Here is a 14,939-nt window from a genome sequence, read left to right on the forward strand (position 1 = left end):
ATAGAAACCAGAATTTATGCAGATTTCAGAAAAGTATAATCCACAGCAAACAGAACAAAAATGGTACAATTACTGGCTGGAAAACAAATATTTCCACTCAGAGCCCAACGAAAAGCCACCGTATACGATTGTAATTCCGCCACCTAACGTCACCGGGATACTTCACATGGGGCATATGTTGAATAATACCATTCAGGATATTTTGGTCCGCCGTGCAAGAATGCAGGGCTTTAATGCTTGTTGGGTTCCGGGAACAGATCACGCTTCAATTGCTACTGAAGCGAAGGTTGTTGCTAAACTGAAGTCTGAAGGAATCAACAAATCTGATATTACCAGAGAAGAATTCTTAAAGCACGCTTGGGAATGGACTGACAAATATGGTGGAACAATCCTTGAGCAATTGAAAAAACTAGGATGTTCTTGCGATTGGGATAGAACCCGTTTTACAATGGAAAAGTCTCTTTCTGAGCAGGTCATTAAATCTTTTGTTGATTTATACAATAAAGGATTGATTTATCGTGGCTACAGAATGGTGAACTGGGATCCGGAAGCGAAAACCAATATTTCTGACGAAGAAGTAATCTTTAAAGAACAAAACGGAAAACTATATTTCCTTAAATATAAAATAGAAGGGACTGAAGACTTCCTTTCGGTAGCGACAACACGTCCTGAAACTATTTTTGGGGATACTGCAGTTTGTATCAATCCTAATGATGAGCGTTATGCTCATTTGAAAGGGAAAAATGTAATTGTACCGATTGTTAACAGAGTTATTCCGATTATTGAAGACGAATATGTTGATATCGAATTTGGAACAGGGGCGCTGAAAATTACGCCGGCTCACGACATTAATGACTACGAAATCGGAAAAAAACATCAGTTGCCAATGATTGATTCTTTGGATGATGACGGAAATCTGAACGAGCACGGATTACATTACGTAGGAAAAAACAGATTTGATGTAAGAAAGCAAATCGCTAAAGAATTAGAAGAAAACAATCTTTTGTTAAAGGCAGAAGATTATATGAATAAAGTAGGAACTTCAGAAAGAACAGGTGCAGTTATCGAGCCTAAAGTTTCTGTTCAGTGGTTCTTAAAGATGTCTGAGATTGCAAAACCAGCTTTGGATGTGGTAATGGATGACGAAGTAAAATTCTATCCTGAAAAATTTAAAAACACCTACAAATATTGGATGGAAAACATCCGTGACTGGAATATTTCGCGTCAATTATGGTGGGGGCAGCAGATTCCTGCTTTCTATTACGGAGAAGGTGAAAATGATTTCGTAGTTGCTGAAAGCATCACTGATGCTCTTATTTTGGCTAAAGAAAAAACAGGAAACCAAGAATTAACGATAGATAACCTAAAACAAGACCAAGACGCTTTAGACACATGGTTTTCATCATGGTTGTGGCCAATGTCTGTTTTTGATGGGTTGAATAATCCGGATAATAAAGATATCAATTACTATTATCCAACTTCAGATTTGGTAACAGGTCCGGATATTATTTTCTTCTGGGTTGCCAGAATGATTATGGCAGGTTTGGAATACAGAAAAGAAGTTCCATTCAAAAATGTTTATTTTACAGGAATTGTAAGGGATAAAATAGGCAGAAAAATGTCTAAATCTCTAGGAAATTCACCCGATCCATTAGACTTAATCGAGCGTTATGGAGCTGATGCAGTAAGAGTAGGGATTATGATGAGTTCTGCAGCCGGAAACGACTTGAAATTTGATTCTGAGCAAATTGATGAAGAAGGAAATGTTTTAACTGAAAAGCAGATAAAACTGAGAATGGAAGAAGGGAAAGATGCTGTTTACACGTCGCCTCTTTGCGACTTGGGAAGAAATTTCGGAACAAAAATCTGGAATGCTTTCCGATTAATCAACATGTGGAACCATGAAGATAAGCCGGCTAATTCAACAGACATTCAGACGATAGAATGGTTCGAACATCAATTGAATAAAACAATTGCGGAAGTGAATGATCAGTTCAGTAAATTTAGAATTTCAGATGCTTTAAACTTACTTCAAAAATTAGTAAAAGACGATTTCTGTGGTTGGTATTTGGAAGCTATTAAACCCAATTATGGTGAAGGTATTTCTAAAGTAGTTTATACAAAGACGATTTATTTGTTTGAGGAATTAATGAAACTGCTTCATCCATTTATGCCTTTCTTAACGGAAGAATTATGGCAGACGATTTCTGAAAGAAAAATAGAAGATGCCCTGATGATTTCTCAGCAGAGAAAAGAAGAGTCATATAACGAAGATATTATCAAGAAATTTGAGACCGCTCAGGATTTAATCTCAGGTGTTAGAAATTACCGTCAGACAAAAGGTATTTCTCCAAAAGAAGCTGCAGAAGTTTATACCAATGCTACTGAGTTTGCCAACGAATCGGTGATTAAGAGATTGGCTAATATTTCAGAAATTCATTTCGGTACTAAAACAGATAAGCCAAGCTTTACGTTCTTGGTTGGATCTACTGAAGTTTCAATTCCTCTAAGTGAAAACTTAGATTTAGGCGAAGAAAAAACAAAAACAGAAGAAGAATTAAAATATCTAAAAGGATTTTTAATTTCTGTAGATAAGAAACTTTCTAACGAAAAATTTGTTGCCAACGCAAAACCAGAAGTGGTAGACAGTGAGCGCAAGAAACAAAAAGATGCGCAAGATAAAATTGCCCTCTTAGAAGAGAAATTGAAATCTTTAAACTAAATAATTTGAGAATTTGAAAATGGAATAATTTGAAAATAGCACAAATTAATTTTCAAGTTCTCAAATTATTACATTTTCAAATTAAAATAATGACACACTTAGAAAACATACAAAAACTTTTTTCAAAAGACTTCGTAGAAAGCCCATTATTGGAAAGTTTTGAAGTGGGAAAAATATATCTTTCCACAGGAAAATTGATTGCCTGCGATCCTTTGATTACAAATGATATGCAACCTTTTACGACTCAATTTCCTAAAGGAGACTTTCAGGTTTTATTGCACAAAGAAACTGAAAGCAATTGTGTAGCCTATGCCGAGATTATTTTTAGTGATGCCAAAATTACATCATGGAAAATGGCAACTACCAAAGAGCAAAATATAAAAGATTTAGCAGAGGGTGAAGTTTTCGGCTACCCTGTAGAAAGCGGAATGGGATGTTTTATGGATGCTCAAACTCAGGAGCAGCTTAACCTTCATGAGCAGAAACTTTTCCAAAGAAAAGGAGACGATTTTATGGGAATTTATGAAGAGTTTTTTCATGATCATTTTTTTGATGAAAACGGGGCTATCGATCAATTTGCATTTTTAAAACCTAATGAAGAAAATCCGGGAAATATTTTTGCTTTTGAAACAGGCTATGGCGAAGGTTTTTACGCAAGCTATATAGGATTTGACAAAGAAAATAATCCTGTAAAAATTATTACTGAATTTATTGAGATATTAGTCAGTTAAAATTGCTTACATTTAAATGGTAGTTTTTAATTAAGAAAACGATTAAAATACGATTATGAACTTTTCTTCAGAGCATCCAAAAATTGTCGTTATTGGCAGTTGTTCGCTAGATTTAATACTGTATACTGATAAAATACCGTTTTGTAATGAAACGGTGATTGCTCGCCATTCTGAAAACTTTTTTGGTGGAAAAGGCGCCAATCAGGCAGTGGGTACAGCAAGATTGGGAGCCAATGTTCATTTTGTGGGTTGTGTAGGGATTGATCCTTTGGGGCAGCAAATCATGCGTAATCTTGTCAATGAAAATGTGAATGTAGGTTTTGTATACGAAACAGATCAGGAGGCTACCGGTATTGCTTATGTAACGAGTTGCAAGGGAGATTTCTCTATTGTTGTAGATCCTGCTTCCAACAAAAAATTAACCGAAAAACAGATTGATGATGCAGAGAAATACATTCACTCAGCATCTCTTATTCTTTTGCAGTTGGAAATCCCAATGGAGATTATCGAATATACGATAGCAAAAGCAAAAGGTCTTGGTAAAATGATAGGTCTGTATGCATCTCCAGGTGCAAAATTAAGTGATCATCTATTAGATCAGGTTGATTTTATCGTTGCCCGAAGCAATGAGCTTACTGTTATTTTTGGAGAAGATAAAAGAGAAGAAATTTTCAAAAAATATCTGAATAAACTTTTTGTGAGAGACGAAACCAATTCTACCATTTATTTTGACGGCACTGAAATGAAATATTTCCGTAACGAACATGAAAGTATGGTGTACAAGATGGGAATGGGAGACGCTTTTACATCTGGTTTTGCCATAGCATTGTGCCATAAAAATACCATTGAAGACTGTGTGAAATTTGGTAATCTTGTTTCATCAAAAGTTTCTCTAGGAAAAGGCGCTCAGACAGCACTTCCTTATCTTAAAGATTTGATATAGACCCTATTTAATGCATATTGATAAATCTTTTTAATAGAGATTTATAAAACTAAAATTTCCACATTTGATGTGGATTTTTTTATTAGACCTTATGGAAAAACTAATACTCACGACTAAAGATCAATTTCAACTGACCACCCATCTTTTTAAACCTGAAAAATCTAACGGTAAGGTTTTGATTATCAATTCTGCAACAGGTGTAAAGCAGCAGGTTTACTTTTCTTTTGCCCAATTTTTTTCTGAAAACGGATTTACCGTCATTACCTATGACTATCGTGGAATAGGACTGTCGAAGCCTGATAGAATGAGAAAATTTAATGCTTCGATGCGAGTTTGGGGAAATGAAGATTTTAAAACGGTCACAGAGTTTATCCTCAAAAACTATCCCGATTATCGTAAGTTTTGTCTGGGACATTCTGTTGGTGCTCTAATAGTCGGGATGAATGAAAATTCTAAAATATTTGAAAAATTTATTTTTGTGGCTACCCAAAATGCTTTTATCGGAAATCTGAAAGGGAAGACCAAATGGGAAGCTTTTTTCGGTTTCGGATTGGCACAGCCTTTTTTCACAGAGCTATTGGGTTATTTCCCAGCGCATTGGTTCGGATTGGGAGAAAGTCTTCCAAAAAATTGCGCTTATGACTGGAGAACCTTAATTTTGAACAGAAAATCAACCGGAAAATTATTGCTTAAAACCAATGATTATTCAAAAGTATTAACCCAAAAAGTAATGGTTTTATACGCTGAAGATGATGCTTGGTTAACCGATAAAGGGGTGAAAAGTCTTCTCAACGATGTCTATTCTAATCTGAAACCTGATTATAGATTTCTAAAGACTTCAGAATCGGAAAAAGGTGAAATCGGGCATGTCAACTTTTTCAGAAGTTATAATAATAAACTTTGGAATATTATTTTAAACGAAATTAAAAATTAAGCAATTAATTCCTTTACATTGGAGGGGTGACGAAAATTTGTAAGAATTTTTGACGGGGGATTTCAACATAATTTACATTAAACTAAATTCAAAAAATGAACAACACTATAGAAAATACGGTACAATTTGTAAAAGAAAAACTAGAAGGTGCAGAAGCCGGACACGATTGGTTCCACATTGAAAGAGTTTGGAAATTATCTAAAAAAATCGCACAAACCGAAGACTGTAATCTTAATGTTGTAGAACTTTCCGCTTTATTGCACGATATTGCTGACCCGAAATTTCATAATGGAGATGAAACTTTAGCTTTAAAAATTTCAAGAGAATTTTTAGAAACTCAAAATGTTGAGGAAGAAATTATTCAGCAGGTTTTATTTATTATTCAGAATATTTCATTTAAAAATAGAGGTGAAGTCCCTCAAAATCTACCAATCGAGCTTAAAGTTGTACAAGATGCCGACAGAATCGATGCAATTGGCGCCATTGGAGTGGCAAGAACGTTTAATTTCGGTGGTTTTAAAAATAATATGATGTATCACCCCGATATTCAGCCAAAACTTAATATGTCGAAAGAAGAATATAAAAAATCAAATGGAACAACGGTGAATCATTTCTACGAAAAACTTTTACTGTTGAAAGATTTGATGAATACAAATGAAGGCAAAAAAATAGCCGAAGAAAGACACCAGTTTATGCTGACTTTCCTCGACCAGTTTATGAAAGAATGGAATGTAGATTAAGAATCTCATCAACAATCTTTAAATAAGTATCTTTGCACTTATGGGATTTATCATTTTTGTTATTTTTCTTTCGCTGGTTTTCTCGCTTTTTTTTTCAAAGCTGAAAAAAGGAAAATTGGGGCAGTTGGCTAAACTTTTCAGAATTGCAAGTGTTGTTTTTGCGGTTTCTGTTTTTACGTATTGGTTTATCAAAAAGTCGGTGATAGGGGTTGTAAACAATTCGTTGTCATTGCAGGTGATTAATAAACTTCCGCAGCCTCTTGATTTTTATGTTATCAACCTTAATAATCTGGATAAAAATACGCCTTTAGAAACCAAGCACATCGGAAAAATCCGTCCAGAATATTATAGAGTAGAGTATCTGAAGATGAATAAATCTGATGAATACTGGGTTGCCGGATATTTGGGAAAAAAAAATCTGGTTTATTTTTCGCAACATTCTGTTCCCAATAAAAATATAGATCAGATGATTGAGGTGAAAAACTACATCAATCAAAGTGAAAAACTTTCTGCAATAGCAAAAAAAGAAATTGAAGAAGACAATTACCAAAATATGGTGATGGGAATTTGGGTAACCTTGTGTTTTCTTTTACTATTCCTCAATTTTGTTCTTTTGGTAAGAAAAAAGTAGATTAAAATGAAAAATAATTTATCACGCAGATTTTACTGATTAAGTAGATTTGTTTTAGTGTTTTTTATTTTCTAACCTGCATAATTATTAAGGAATACATAAAGATTAAGAGTTAGGCAAGTTCTAAAATAAAGTAGGTTTTTCATCTGCTAATTTCGGAACGGAAAGCTCGGTTTTCCATTCTTTATTTAGTTTTTCAATAAAATAAGCTGACAAAAGTGGTGATGCCTTTTCAATATTTTGATGAACGAAAAAATAAAGATTCTGCAAACCGTCTTTTTTCCATTGGGTAAGATGCTTCAGCCAGTCATCTAATCTTTCGTAGTCGCTTTCTGCATTGGCACCAACGTATCTGATGAATGCATTGGGCGTGGTGAGTCTCATGTGGAGCATATCTCGTCTTCCGGCTGTATCTACAATAATATTAGTGATATTGTTGTCTTCAAAAAGCTGGCAGGTTTTATCGAAAATTTCTTCATCCGTAAACCATTCTGTATTTCTCAATTCTATAGCTAAAGGAACTTCTTTCGGCCATTTATTCACAAATTGCTCTAGTCTTTCGTAATCTTTTGGTTTAAAATTATCATGCAGCTGTAGAAAAACCATTCCCAATTTCTCATCAAAATTAAGAACTGCTGTTGCAAACTGTGTCACTACATCGTCAATATTTAAAAGCCTTCTAAAATGTGAAACCGTATTGGTAATCTTTGGAAAAAATTTAAAATCTGCAGGTGTTTTTTCTTTCCATGTTAAAACTTGATCCGCACTCGGCATCCCATAGAAAGTGGCGTTTAGCTCAATAGAATTGAACTGTGTAGCGTAATAAGATAATTCATCTTTCGTTCCTTTTGGATAAAAGCCTTTCAAATCGGTCTTATTCCATTTTGCGCAACCAATAGAAATATTTTCAAGCCCTTTTTTATTTTGAGCTAAAATTTCTTTGGTTTTAGAATGATCTTTAGGTAAGGTAAAATCTATTTGCGAAGGATCTTCTACTTGTCCGAATTTCATTAACTTAGGTTTTAGGGATTAGGTGTAGGTTTTAGTTTAAAACAAATATAAATAAATTTTTATATGATTTAAAGCATTCTAATTTCATATTATTAAACAAATTCAAAAGTGTAAAGAATAATATTGACGATTAAAAATTTAGAGCCTAAATACTCTTTACTATAACTTAAAATTACGTGAAACAGGAATTTCTGAGTTGTCTGCCATTGTTATAAATTTAGACTGCGACTGCTTGATATAATTTTTATTGATGATGTAAGAACGATGACATTTTACAAAATTAGCGGGTAATTCTTCTATAATATCTGCCAGTTTTCCTCTCACAAAATGATTTTTGCTTTCGATGGTATGCACGTTCAGGTAGTGGTCGTCGGCTTTTATATAGACTAATTGATCGAGGTTTATTTTGGTTTTGTCTTTTAAAATGATGTTTTCTTTTTCTATTATTTTCCTCAGGCTTTTGAGTTCATCTACGGTTTGATTATGCTCTTTTTCCAAAAACTCTTTTTCCAGAGACAATTCTTTTTCTCGCATAATAAAAGAAATAAAGAAAAAACAAAAATTGAGATTGTCGCAGATTTGCAGCAAAAGATAGGAAGAATCTGATATTTTAATCCAATTGGGATCGAGATTAATGAGATTGAGAAATCTTGGCAATGCTACTTCAAACGAACTAATCATGGCAATCAAAATTCCGATAAAAAGATATTTGCGATAACCATTTCTATGAAAATACGCATAATAAAATACACAGGCTAAAGTTATAAAATCGACAATTGCCGCAGTATTAAGTATGAATCGGAACACTGAAATAACGCTAGGATTATTGATAAAAGGCAAGGCTTCAACAAAAAATAAAATAACCCAGAAGACTGTAATCCAAACTAAAAAACGGTATAAAAATGACTTTTTATCTAAATCAAAAAAACTGATAATCAGAAAATTAAATACTACAATAAACAAATCTCCAAAAGCTTCATACACCATTTTGTTGGTAATGAAGGGTAAAAAACGGGTTTCAAAAACCAAAAGATGAATTTCGTTCAGATAAAATAAAATAAACAAAAGACATTGCAGTGAAAAGAAGAAATATATTTTTTTGAACCCCAAAACATACATCTTAAAAATTCCAAACAGAAGCAAAGCGAACTGGAATCCTGCAATAAAAACGGTAAACAAAAAGTATAAACTCAAGGGCTTACTTTGCTTTTTTTCGAAGTCTTTCAGATATTTTGTTTCACTTTGAAGTTCTATTTCAGGAATCGGAAGGATGTATTTATATTTTTTAAGATAGACAATATAGTGACTTGTTTTATTTTTTTTTAGACTTAATATGAGTTGTCTGTCATTACTTTTGAGAGAAAAATCTGAAATCCTATTGGCATAACCTGTTTTTGCAACCAATTGATAATACGAGTCTTTTAACTCATAAGCCTGCATGTAGGCAATGTCTTGTTTTGCGGAAAGATAAAGGTGTGTATCTTTTTCTTGATTATTAAGAATACTGAATTTTATAACCGCATATTGCAAAGTGTCAGGAATTGGATATTGCTTTAAAATGGATGCGTTAAATGGTTTAAAATCTAGCTCATTGATAAATGTAGCAGATAAATTTTCTTGATTGGTATAAGCAATCTGAGCATTTTTATATAAAGAAATACTGTCTGTTTCTGGCGAAAAAATAATGCTCTTCTGCTGCGAAAACGCAAGGGTCTGGAATAAAAATATTCCAAATAAAAACAAAAGTTTTGGTATCTTTATAAAACCGAATTTTGGTAACATTGTAATGTTATTTAGCTTTCCAAGCGGTTGAAATATTCAATAGGCCGTAAAAGTCTAAATCAGAATCTCCTTTTGTATTTCTAACGGTTTCAAAAACACCCGCTTCATCACCTACCACAACATTAAATTCAAATGCAGGGAAATTTCCGTTTTCATCTGGTTCTCCTATGATGATAGAAACATGGCCGTGAGGTCCGGTTTTGAATTTCCAAAATACCAGATTCCCGATTTCGAAAAGATGGGTTTTGTATTTTGGTTTTGCCAATTCATAAAAATCGATAGCACCGGGATGTTTTGGTAAATCAAATTTAATGAATAATTGTTCTTCCAAAAGATGTAAAGTATAGCAAATTCCTGTCATACAGTAAGGGTCTCCCAATTCAGCAAGTGGCATCCAGATATTTATTTTATCAATAAAAGGTGAGCGGTTTTGCCCATCGGTTTCGTTTTCACCTTCAAATTGTCTGGCTTGAGTTATTATTTCTTTTATGATATCCATGGTATTATTCGTTTTAATAAATTTACACCTTTCTAATAAAAGCCCCACAAATTTTTTAAAATATACGAGGCTAGGGAAATGGCTATTGGTTATTTCTAAACAAAATACTTGTTTTATAAAGATTGAAAATTTAATTATGAATTTGGTCATTTGTATTAATAATAACTTTTTATGACAGTTTTTATTCAATTCCGACATCAAACCAATTGTCACTACCACTTCTTTCTGTTGCAAATTTTGTACATTTTCTTCCATCCGAAGCACTTTCACAACCCATTAATTTATAAAGTTTAAGATAAAATGCTCTCGATTTAATATTGTCAAAGTGCAGGTTTCTAATGTAATAAGGTGGAGCTAATTTGGGAGAATAACTCACCTTGAATTCTTCAAAAATATATCTTGCAGAATTATCTCCTTCAAATGATACAAAATTAAATCCTGCTGAAATTAGCAAATCTTTAATGTAATTTCTGTGTGTTTCGTAACCTTTGTTTTTGTCAAATAGATTTGTGGCAGGTGTAATATTTTCTGTAATATCTTCTTTTTGTTCACTTTTGGAATTCGTTAAGTGAGCATTACTTTGTCTTCCATTACAATCTAAATATCCATTTTTTCTACAATCCTGTCCTTCAAAACAAACTTCAGAGACTTCGATTTTAAACTGGTCAGAGTTATTATTTACAATTATTGCTTTTACTTTTCCAAAATCATTAGAGTAAGTTTCGTCTGGCTTAATGTAGTAAGTAAGTGTCCCGACTTGCGTATTGTCATTGCCAACAATGAGCTTATATTTTAGCTGCACCGCTTTTGAATATTTGTTTTTTACAGAAACTCCCCAAGAGTAAAAATTTCCATCCTTATTGTAGCCATAATTCTTTACTGTAAATGCAAAACTTCTATAACATTCGTTTTCATAATTCCCACTTTCATAATTGATAGTTTTTTTTGGAGACGCTTCTTGTTTGTTTGGTTTGTAACCGCCTGTTGCCATTCCCTGATTTCCTTTTTTGTTTTCTGTTTTCATCTGTGAAAAAGCAGAAATAGGTACAAGAGAAAAACACATGAATGCTATGAAAGCATAGCTTTTTATGATTGCTAGATTTTTCATAATATTTAATTTTAAAATTATGTTATGAATATATTTTAGAAATCGGTTAAGGTGATAATCTCTTCAAATTTTTGTGGTTTATCGATGTTTTTTTTGGCTTCTTTCAAGGTTATTTTTTGTAGTATTTTTTTATCACTATCTAAGTAGGCATTGTACAAATCTCCAAAGCAAACCGGTAGTAATTCTTCTTTTTGTGAAACTGTATTGAGTTTTGTGAAAAGACATGATTCGTTTTTGTCATAGATATAATAAGAGTTTCCTTCTTTTATTAATAAAGCTCTTTTTATAGTAATCGTATCCTGCGAATTTTGGGCATTGTAAAGTGAAATGCCAAAAAGTAATATTGATGTTAGTAGTGTTTTCATCATGTTAATTTTTAATGATTAAACATTTATTGTTGTCCACATCCATATCCTGGTCGGTTTACACAGTCTCTTGCAGTGGTTCCCGATCCTGAAGATTTTTTTTGATAAGAATTTTGCTGTGTTTTATTCTGAAGATTTTGGGTCACATTATCCATCATAGAATTAAAGCTTTGCTTTCTTATCTCAGTAGCCTGTTGCTTTTGATTTTCCAATAAATCAAGCTCTTGCTGAAGTTGCTCTTTAGAATTTTGGGTAACCTGGCTCATCCAGCCGTTATATTGTTCTACATAGTTACCGCCTTTCATAGCAAGTGATACCAGACAATTGGTAAGGTCATCATTTTTAGTATTGTTATTCAAAAGCTCAATTGTATATCTCTTACATTCATTAAGTTTTGCGGCCCCCTCATCTTGTTGTGCATGCATAAAATGAGTCGCAAAAACGATTAAAAAAAATAGGGTAGTTTTCATGATATTTTATTTTTGTAAAAGTTTTAAAAGTTCATTGGTTGTTTGGTTGATGGTATTGGTAAGCTCTGCATTTCTGCGGGCTTTTTCCTGCTCTCTCAATATATCTCGTTGCTTTTGTTCGGCAGCTGCTCTTTGATCTGCCAAAAGCTGGGCTGTTTCTTTAGCTTGCTGGTTTGCAGCATTTGCCATATAGATGGTTTTATCATAAAACTGAGTTCGGTTTGGTAAAGTATTTTTTCCTGTAGTAAGTGTAAAATCTCGGCTGGTAAGCGAAGTATAATTTTCTACCATATTTTTATAATACTGATTTGCCATTGTAGAGTTGTCGTTATCTACGCTATACTTCAGTCCCCAGTACTCTTTAGATGTTTTGTCGTCGTAGAAAATATATCGTATGGTTGCTCCTTTTTTCTTAATGACAAAATTTGGACTGTCATAAACATTGCTTGTCGCAAAATGGTCATTCATATACGCTACTCTGTCTTCATAAGAAAAACCACTGTAGATGTCTTCTAGCTCAGAGAGATAGAGCAAGCTTCCATAGGCTAGTTTAGTTTCATTATCATCCAGAGAAGCTACCGAATACAACTGTATTTGATTCATACTGGGAGAAATACTTATCATGTTATTGTTTTTTCTGTAATATGACATGTCGTATACAGAATTGGTATATCTCTGATTCCAGGTATTATCAATAAGTTTTGTTTTTAAGGTGCTAAAAATGATAGCATTGGGATTTGAGATGATGATGCTATTTTTTTTATTTTCATTCATCACGACTGTTACTTCAGTACCCTGATTGTAATACAGAGTTTGATAATAGCTTACAAAATCATAAGCCGGAGTATCGGTTTTATTGTAAACAGCACGTTTTTTTGCAGATAAAAGTTTAAATCCCATCTTGGTCATCAATTCTCTTGTGAAATCTACATTTTCTGCAAACGAAGAACGTAAAGTGAGTGAGTCTATCGCTTGACTTGCTGGCAATACAGCCGGAACAAATACATCACAACTGAAATACTCTCCCGAGCTGATGTTGGCAAAAAGTTTTCCTCTTTTGTAGAGAGAGCGTTCTCCTTTTGTTTCTACAAGGCTCCAGTCTTTAATGCCTAGTTTTTGAATAATTTTGGGAAACAAATCATTGTTTACAGGATAATTGTTGAGTGAGAAACCTACAACGGCATTGTTTTTATCTGCAATCAGAGTAAATTGATAATTGTCATCAGTTATCAGATATTTTAAAATAGAATTTATAGTATCTGTTTTTTTCAGTTGGTCATCATAGATGTAATTTTTTTCGTCTTGTACTTTTTTAAAAACAACCCCAACTTGTGACAACTCTTCATCTAAAAGTAGAGTAGCGCCCTCTAAGTCGGTTTTAAAAATATTTTCGACAAAAGTGACAGTTTCTTTCGGTGCAACAATTTTCTTTTTGGCTTGTGCATATAATGTCTGTGTCATCAGAAATAACACAAAACATAAAATCGGAATTTTCGCTAAATTTTTCATATTACTTTTTTTTAAAGTTCGTGTTGAAATCGTTAAATCTTCACACAAATTTCTGTCAAAAAATAGGCATTTCACGAAAAATGTCGTGAATTGAATGATAAATAGCGTGAATGGTAATACCGAAATTTTAGTCTTTATTTAATCGTGGATTTTCTATCCTGAAAGCGATTTTTATTTCTGAAAATTGTAATAAGAGTGAATTTTTAACATACTCTACGATTATTAAAAACTATATTTAGCCTATATTTTTTTAGGTTTAAAATTGAGGTTTGAAATTATCAGATAGATTCCATTCTGTAAAAAAGTGTAGAATAGATTAATAGGTGAAAAAATATTGCACTCCATAGGAATGCAATATTATTATTATTATTATAGTAACATAAATTTAAAACGATATAAAAGCTAAAAACGATTAGTGTCAAAAGTAAAACATTCTGTTTTTTGCTAATCTCTAATCTCTAATCTCTAATCCTCAATTTCCAATTCAAAAATATCTTCCACTTTTTTATCGAAATATTTTGCGATTTTTAAGGCTAAAACTGTTGACGGAACATATTTTCCAGCTTCCATAGCGTTGATGGTCTGTCTCGAAACACCGATTTTTTTTGCCAAGTCTTCCTGAGTTATATTCTTTAAAGCTCTTTCTATTTTAATGGTATTTTTCATTTTGTAAGCAGTAAATAGTTAAATCTGAAAACATACAATATCAAAGGTAAAAATATTATCAAAATCATGATGGTAAAGAAAAGTACTCCGAATATCGTTAAAAATAGAATCAGAATAATAGAGTAGGTTACAATCAGGCTCCAAAATACGGATTTCAGTCTTACACTTGAGATGTATTCATCTTCGATTTTTTCTTTTGAAAATCCTGTCAGAATTCCACCAATAATAATTAAAATTCCAAAAAGATTCGGGAAAAAATCTACTTCTGTAGTTTTAAATAATCCGGAATCTTCGCTGCTTAAAGGAAATCCTGAATTATAAAATACAGGAATCGAGACTTCAGGGAAATCAATAATCCCTGTCAAAGAAATAATTCCTAAAATTAATGACGGAATAAAAATAAACCAGCCTATTTTTTTGTAACGGTTTGGGAAAAGTTGTAAAGTATTCATGTTTGTAATTTTTAATCAATCAAATGTAAAAAATATTTTACAAAATGTAAAGTTTATTTTACATGTTAATGAAAATAAAAACCGCAGAAAAAATTCTGCGGTTTTTAAATTTATTGATGAATTATCTAAATATTGGGCTTTTCATTTAGCGACTATATTCTTCTTTTTATTAGCATAAGCGATAACAAAGGCAATCGCAATGATTAAAAGAGCAGGAATGTAATCGTCAATAGGTGCCGATTTAGGGTCTCCCGGATTGGCAGGAATAATTTCTTCTTCATACAACTCAGGAGTATCATTATCATAAACAAATGGATTATCTGAAGACTCTTGTGCAAAGGCAACACCGGATAGTGCCATTACTAGCATTATTACA

General features: G+C 32.7%; 16 protein-coding genes. 6 read left to right on the forward strand and 10 right to left on the reverse strand.

The window, feature by feature from the left end; translation table 11 throughout:
* Positions 1-16 precede the first annotated feature (16 nt).
* The 6 genes from LO744_RS06225 to LO744_RS06250 all read left to right on the forward strand — a co-directional run bounded on the left by LO744_RS06225 (position 17) and on the right by LO744_RS06250 (position 6,701).
* Positions 17-2,722: a valine--tRNA ligase gene (locus LO744_RS06225; protein WP_230667933.1), complete on the forward strand. Its 2,706-nt coding sequence runs from the start codon at positions 17-19 to the stop codon at positions 2,720-2,722.
* Positions 2,723-2,811: 89 nt separating this feature from the next.
* Positions 2,812-3,453 carry a DUF4241 domain-containing protein gene (locus tag LO744_RS06230; protein ID WP_230667937.1) on the forward strand — a complete coding sequence of 214 codons (642 nt, stop codon included), beginning with the start codon at positions 2,812-2,814 and terminating at the stop codon, positions 3,451-3,453.
* A 55-nt stretch (positions 3,454-3,508) separates the two neighbouring features.
* Positions 3,509-4,396 carry a ribokinase gene (locus LO744_RS06235; RefSeq protein ID WP_230667940.1) on the forward strand — a complete coding sequence of 296 codons (888 nt, stop codon included), beginning with the start codon at positions 3,509-3,511 and terminating at the stop codon, positions 4,394-4,396.
* A 91-nt stretch (positions 4,397-4,487) separates the two neighbouring features.
* On the forward strand, positions 4,488-5,330 hold the full coding sequence (locus LO744_RS06240) for an alpha/beta hydrolase family protein (RefSeq protein WP_230667943.1): 843 nt from the start codon (positions 4,488-4,490) through the stop codon (positions 5,328-5,330).
* A gap of 95 nt (positions 5,331-5,425) precedes the next feature.
* Positions 5,426-6,070, forward strand: coding sequence for an HD domain-containing protein (locus LO744_RS06245; RefSeq protein WP_230667947.1), 645 nt, complete (start codon positions 5,426-5,428; stop codon positions 6,068-6,070).
* 124 nt (positions 6,071-6,194) lie between these two features.
* Positions 6,195-6,701 (forward strand): hypothetical protein, encoded by a 507-nt coding sequence (locus LO744_RS06250; protein ID WP_230667950.1) that lies wholly within the window; start codon positions 6,195-6,197, stop codon positions 6,699-6,701.
* Positions 6,702-6,824: 123 nt separating this feature from the next.
* Here LO744_RS06250 and LO744_RS06255 read toward each other — a convergent pair whose 3' ends face one another.
* The 10 genes from LO744_RS06255 to LO744_RS06300 all read right to left on the reverse strand — a co-directional run bounded on the left by LO744_RS06255 (position 6,825) and on the right by LO744_RS06300 (position 14,923).
* A complete protein-coding gene (locus LO744_RS06255; protein WP_230667956.1) occupies positions 6,825-7,712 on the reverse strand; it encodes a DUF72 domain-containing protein in 888 nt (295 codons plus the stop codon).
* 159 nt (positions 7,713-7,871) lie between these two features.
* Positions 7,872-9,494, reverse strand: a complete 1,623-nt coding sequence (locus tag LO744_RS06260) for a LytTR family transcriptional regulator DNA-binding domain-containing protein (RefSeq protein ID WP_230667959.1) — start codon at positions 9,492-9,494, stop codon at positions 7,872-7,874.
* Between the two features lie 7 nt (positions 9,495-9,501).
* Positions 9,502-9,993: a hypothetical protein gene (locus LO744_RS06265; RefSeq protein ID WP_230667961.1), complete on the reverse strand. Its 492-nt coding sequence runs from the start codon at positions 9,991-9,993 to the stop codon at positions 9,502-9,504.
* Positions 9,994-10,174: 181 nt separating this feature from the next.
* Complete coding sequence (locus tag LO744_RS06270) at positions 10,175-11,101, reverse strand: hypothetical protein (protein ID WP_230667965.1); 927 nt, start codon at positions 11,099-11,101, stop codon at positions 10,175-10,177.
* A 35-nt stretch (positions 11,102-11,136) separates the two neighbouring features.
* Positions 11,137-11,466: a hypothetical protein gene (locus tag LO744_RS06275; RefSeq protein ID WP_230667968.1), complete on the reverse strand. Its 330-nt coding sequence runs from the start codon at positions 11,464-11,466 to the stop codon at positions 11,137-11,139.
* A gap of 26 nt (positions 11,467-11,492) precedes the next feature.
* Positions 11,493-11,936: a hypothetical protein gene (locus tag LO744_RS06280; protein WP_230667971.1), complete on the reverse strand. Its 444-nt coding sequence runs from the start codon at positions 11,934-11,936 to the stop codon at positions 11,493-11,495.
* A 6-nt stretch (positions 11,937-11,942) separates the two neighbouring features.
* Positions 11,943-13,445: a hypothetical protein gene (locus LO744_RS06285; protein WP_230667977.1), complete on the reverse strand. Its 1,503-nt coding sequence runs from the start codon at positions 13,443-13,445 to the stop codon at positions 11,943-11,945.
* 465 nt (positions 13,446-13,910) lie between these two features.
* On the reverse strand, positions 13,911-14,111 hold the full coding sequence (locus LO744_RS06290) for a helix-turn-helix transcriptional regulator (RefSeq protein WP_230667979.1): 201 nt from the start codon (positions 14,109-14,111) through the stop codon (positions 13,911-13,913).
* Complete coding sequence (locus tag LO744_RS06295) at positions 14,108-14,563, reverse strand: hypothetical protein (RefSeq protein ID WP_230667982.1); 456 nt, start codon at positions 14,561-14,563, stop codon at positions 14,108-14,110. The genes LO744_RS06290 and LO744_RS06295 overlap by 4 nt, the downstream gene beginning before the upstream one ends.
* Positions 14,564-14,704: 141 nt before the next feature.
* Positions 14,705-14,923 (reverse strand): hypothetical protein, encoded by a 219-nt coding sequence (locus LO744_RS06300; protein ID WP_230667985.1) that lies wholly within the window; start codon positions 14,921-14,923, stop codon positions 14,705-14,707.
* Positions 14,924-14,939 lie beyond the last annotated feature (16 nt).

It is taken from the genome of Chryseobacterium turcicum (assembly GCF_021010565.1).
GTDB classification, from domain to species: Bacteria; Bacteroidota; Bacteroidia; order Flavobacteriales; family Weeksellaceae; genus Chryseobacterium; species Chryseobacterium turcicum.

Coding starts and splice junctions, on each gene's coding strand:
- LO744_RS06235 (WP_230667940.1), top strand. CDS start 3,509: ATGAACTTTTCTTCAGAGCATCCAAAAATTGTCGTTATTGGCAGTTGT.
- LO744_RS06265 (WP_230667961.1), bottom strand. CDS start 9,993: ATGGATATCATAAAAGAAATAATAACTCAAGCCAGACAATTTGAAGGT.
- LO744_RS06240 (WP_230667943.1), top strand. CDS start 4,488: ATGGAAAAACTAATACTCACGACTAAAGATCAATTTCAACTGACCACC.
- LO744_RS06290 (WP_230667979.1), bottom strand. CDS start 14,111: ATGAAAAATACCATTAAAATAGAAAGAGCTTTAAAGAATATAACTCAG.
- LO744_RS06270 (WP_230667965.1), bottom strand. CDS start 11,101: ATGAAAAATCTAGCAATCATAAAAAGCTATGCTTTCATAGCATTCATG.
- LO744_RS06285 (WP_230667977.1), bottom strand. CDS start 13,445: ATGAAAAATTTAGCGAAAATTCCGATTTTATGTTTTGTGTTATTTCTG.
- LO744_RS06255 (WP_230667956.1), bottom strand. CDS start 7,712: ATGAAATTCGGACAAGTAGAAGATCCTTCGCAAATAGATTTTACCTTA.
- LO744_RS06275 (WP_230667968.1), bottom strand. CDS start 11,466: ATGAAAACACTACTAACATCAATATTACTTTTTGGCATTTCACTTTAC.
- LO744_RS06280 (WP_230667971.1), bottom strand. CDS start 11,936: ATGAAAACTACCCTATTTTTTTTAATCGTTTTTGCGACTCATTTTATG.
- LO744_RS06225 (WP_230667933.1), top strand. CDS start 17: ATGCAGATTTCAGAAAAGTATAATCCACAGCAAACAGAACAAAAATGG.
- LO744_RS06230 (WP_230667937.1), top strand. CDS start 2,812: ATGACACACTTAGAAAACATACAAAAACTTTTTTCAAAAGACTTCGTA.
- LO744_RS06300 (WP_230667985.1), bottom strand. CDS start 14,923: ATGGCACTATCCGGTGTTGCCTTTGCACAAGAGTCTTCAGATAATCCA.
- LO744_RS06295 (WP_230667982.1), bottom strand. CDS start 14,563: ATGAATACTTTACAACTTTTCCCAAACCGTTACAAAAAAATAGGCTGG.
- LO744_RS06260 (WP_230667959.1), bottom strand. CDS start 9,494: ATGTTACCAAAATTCGGTTTTATAAAGATACCAAAACTTTTGTTTTTA.
- LO744_RS06245 (WP_230667947.1), top strand. CDS start 5,426: ATGAACAACACTATAGAAAATACGGTACAATTTGTAAAAGAAAAACTA.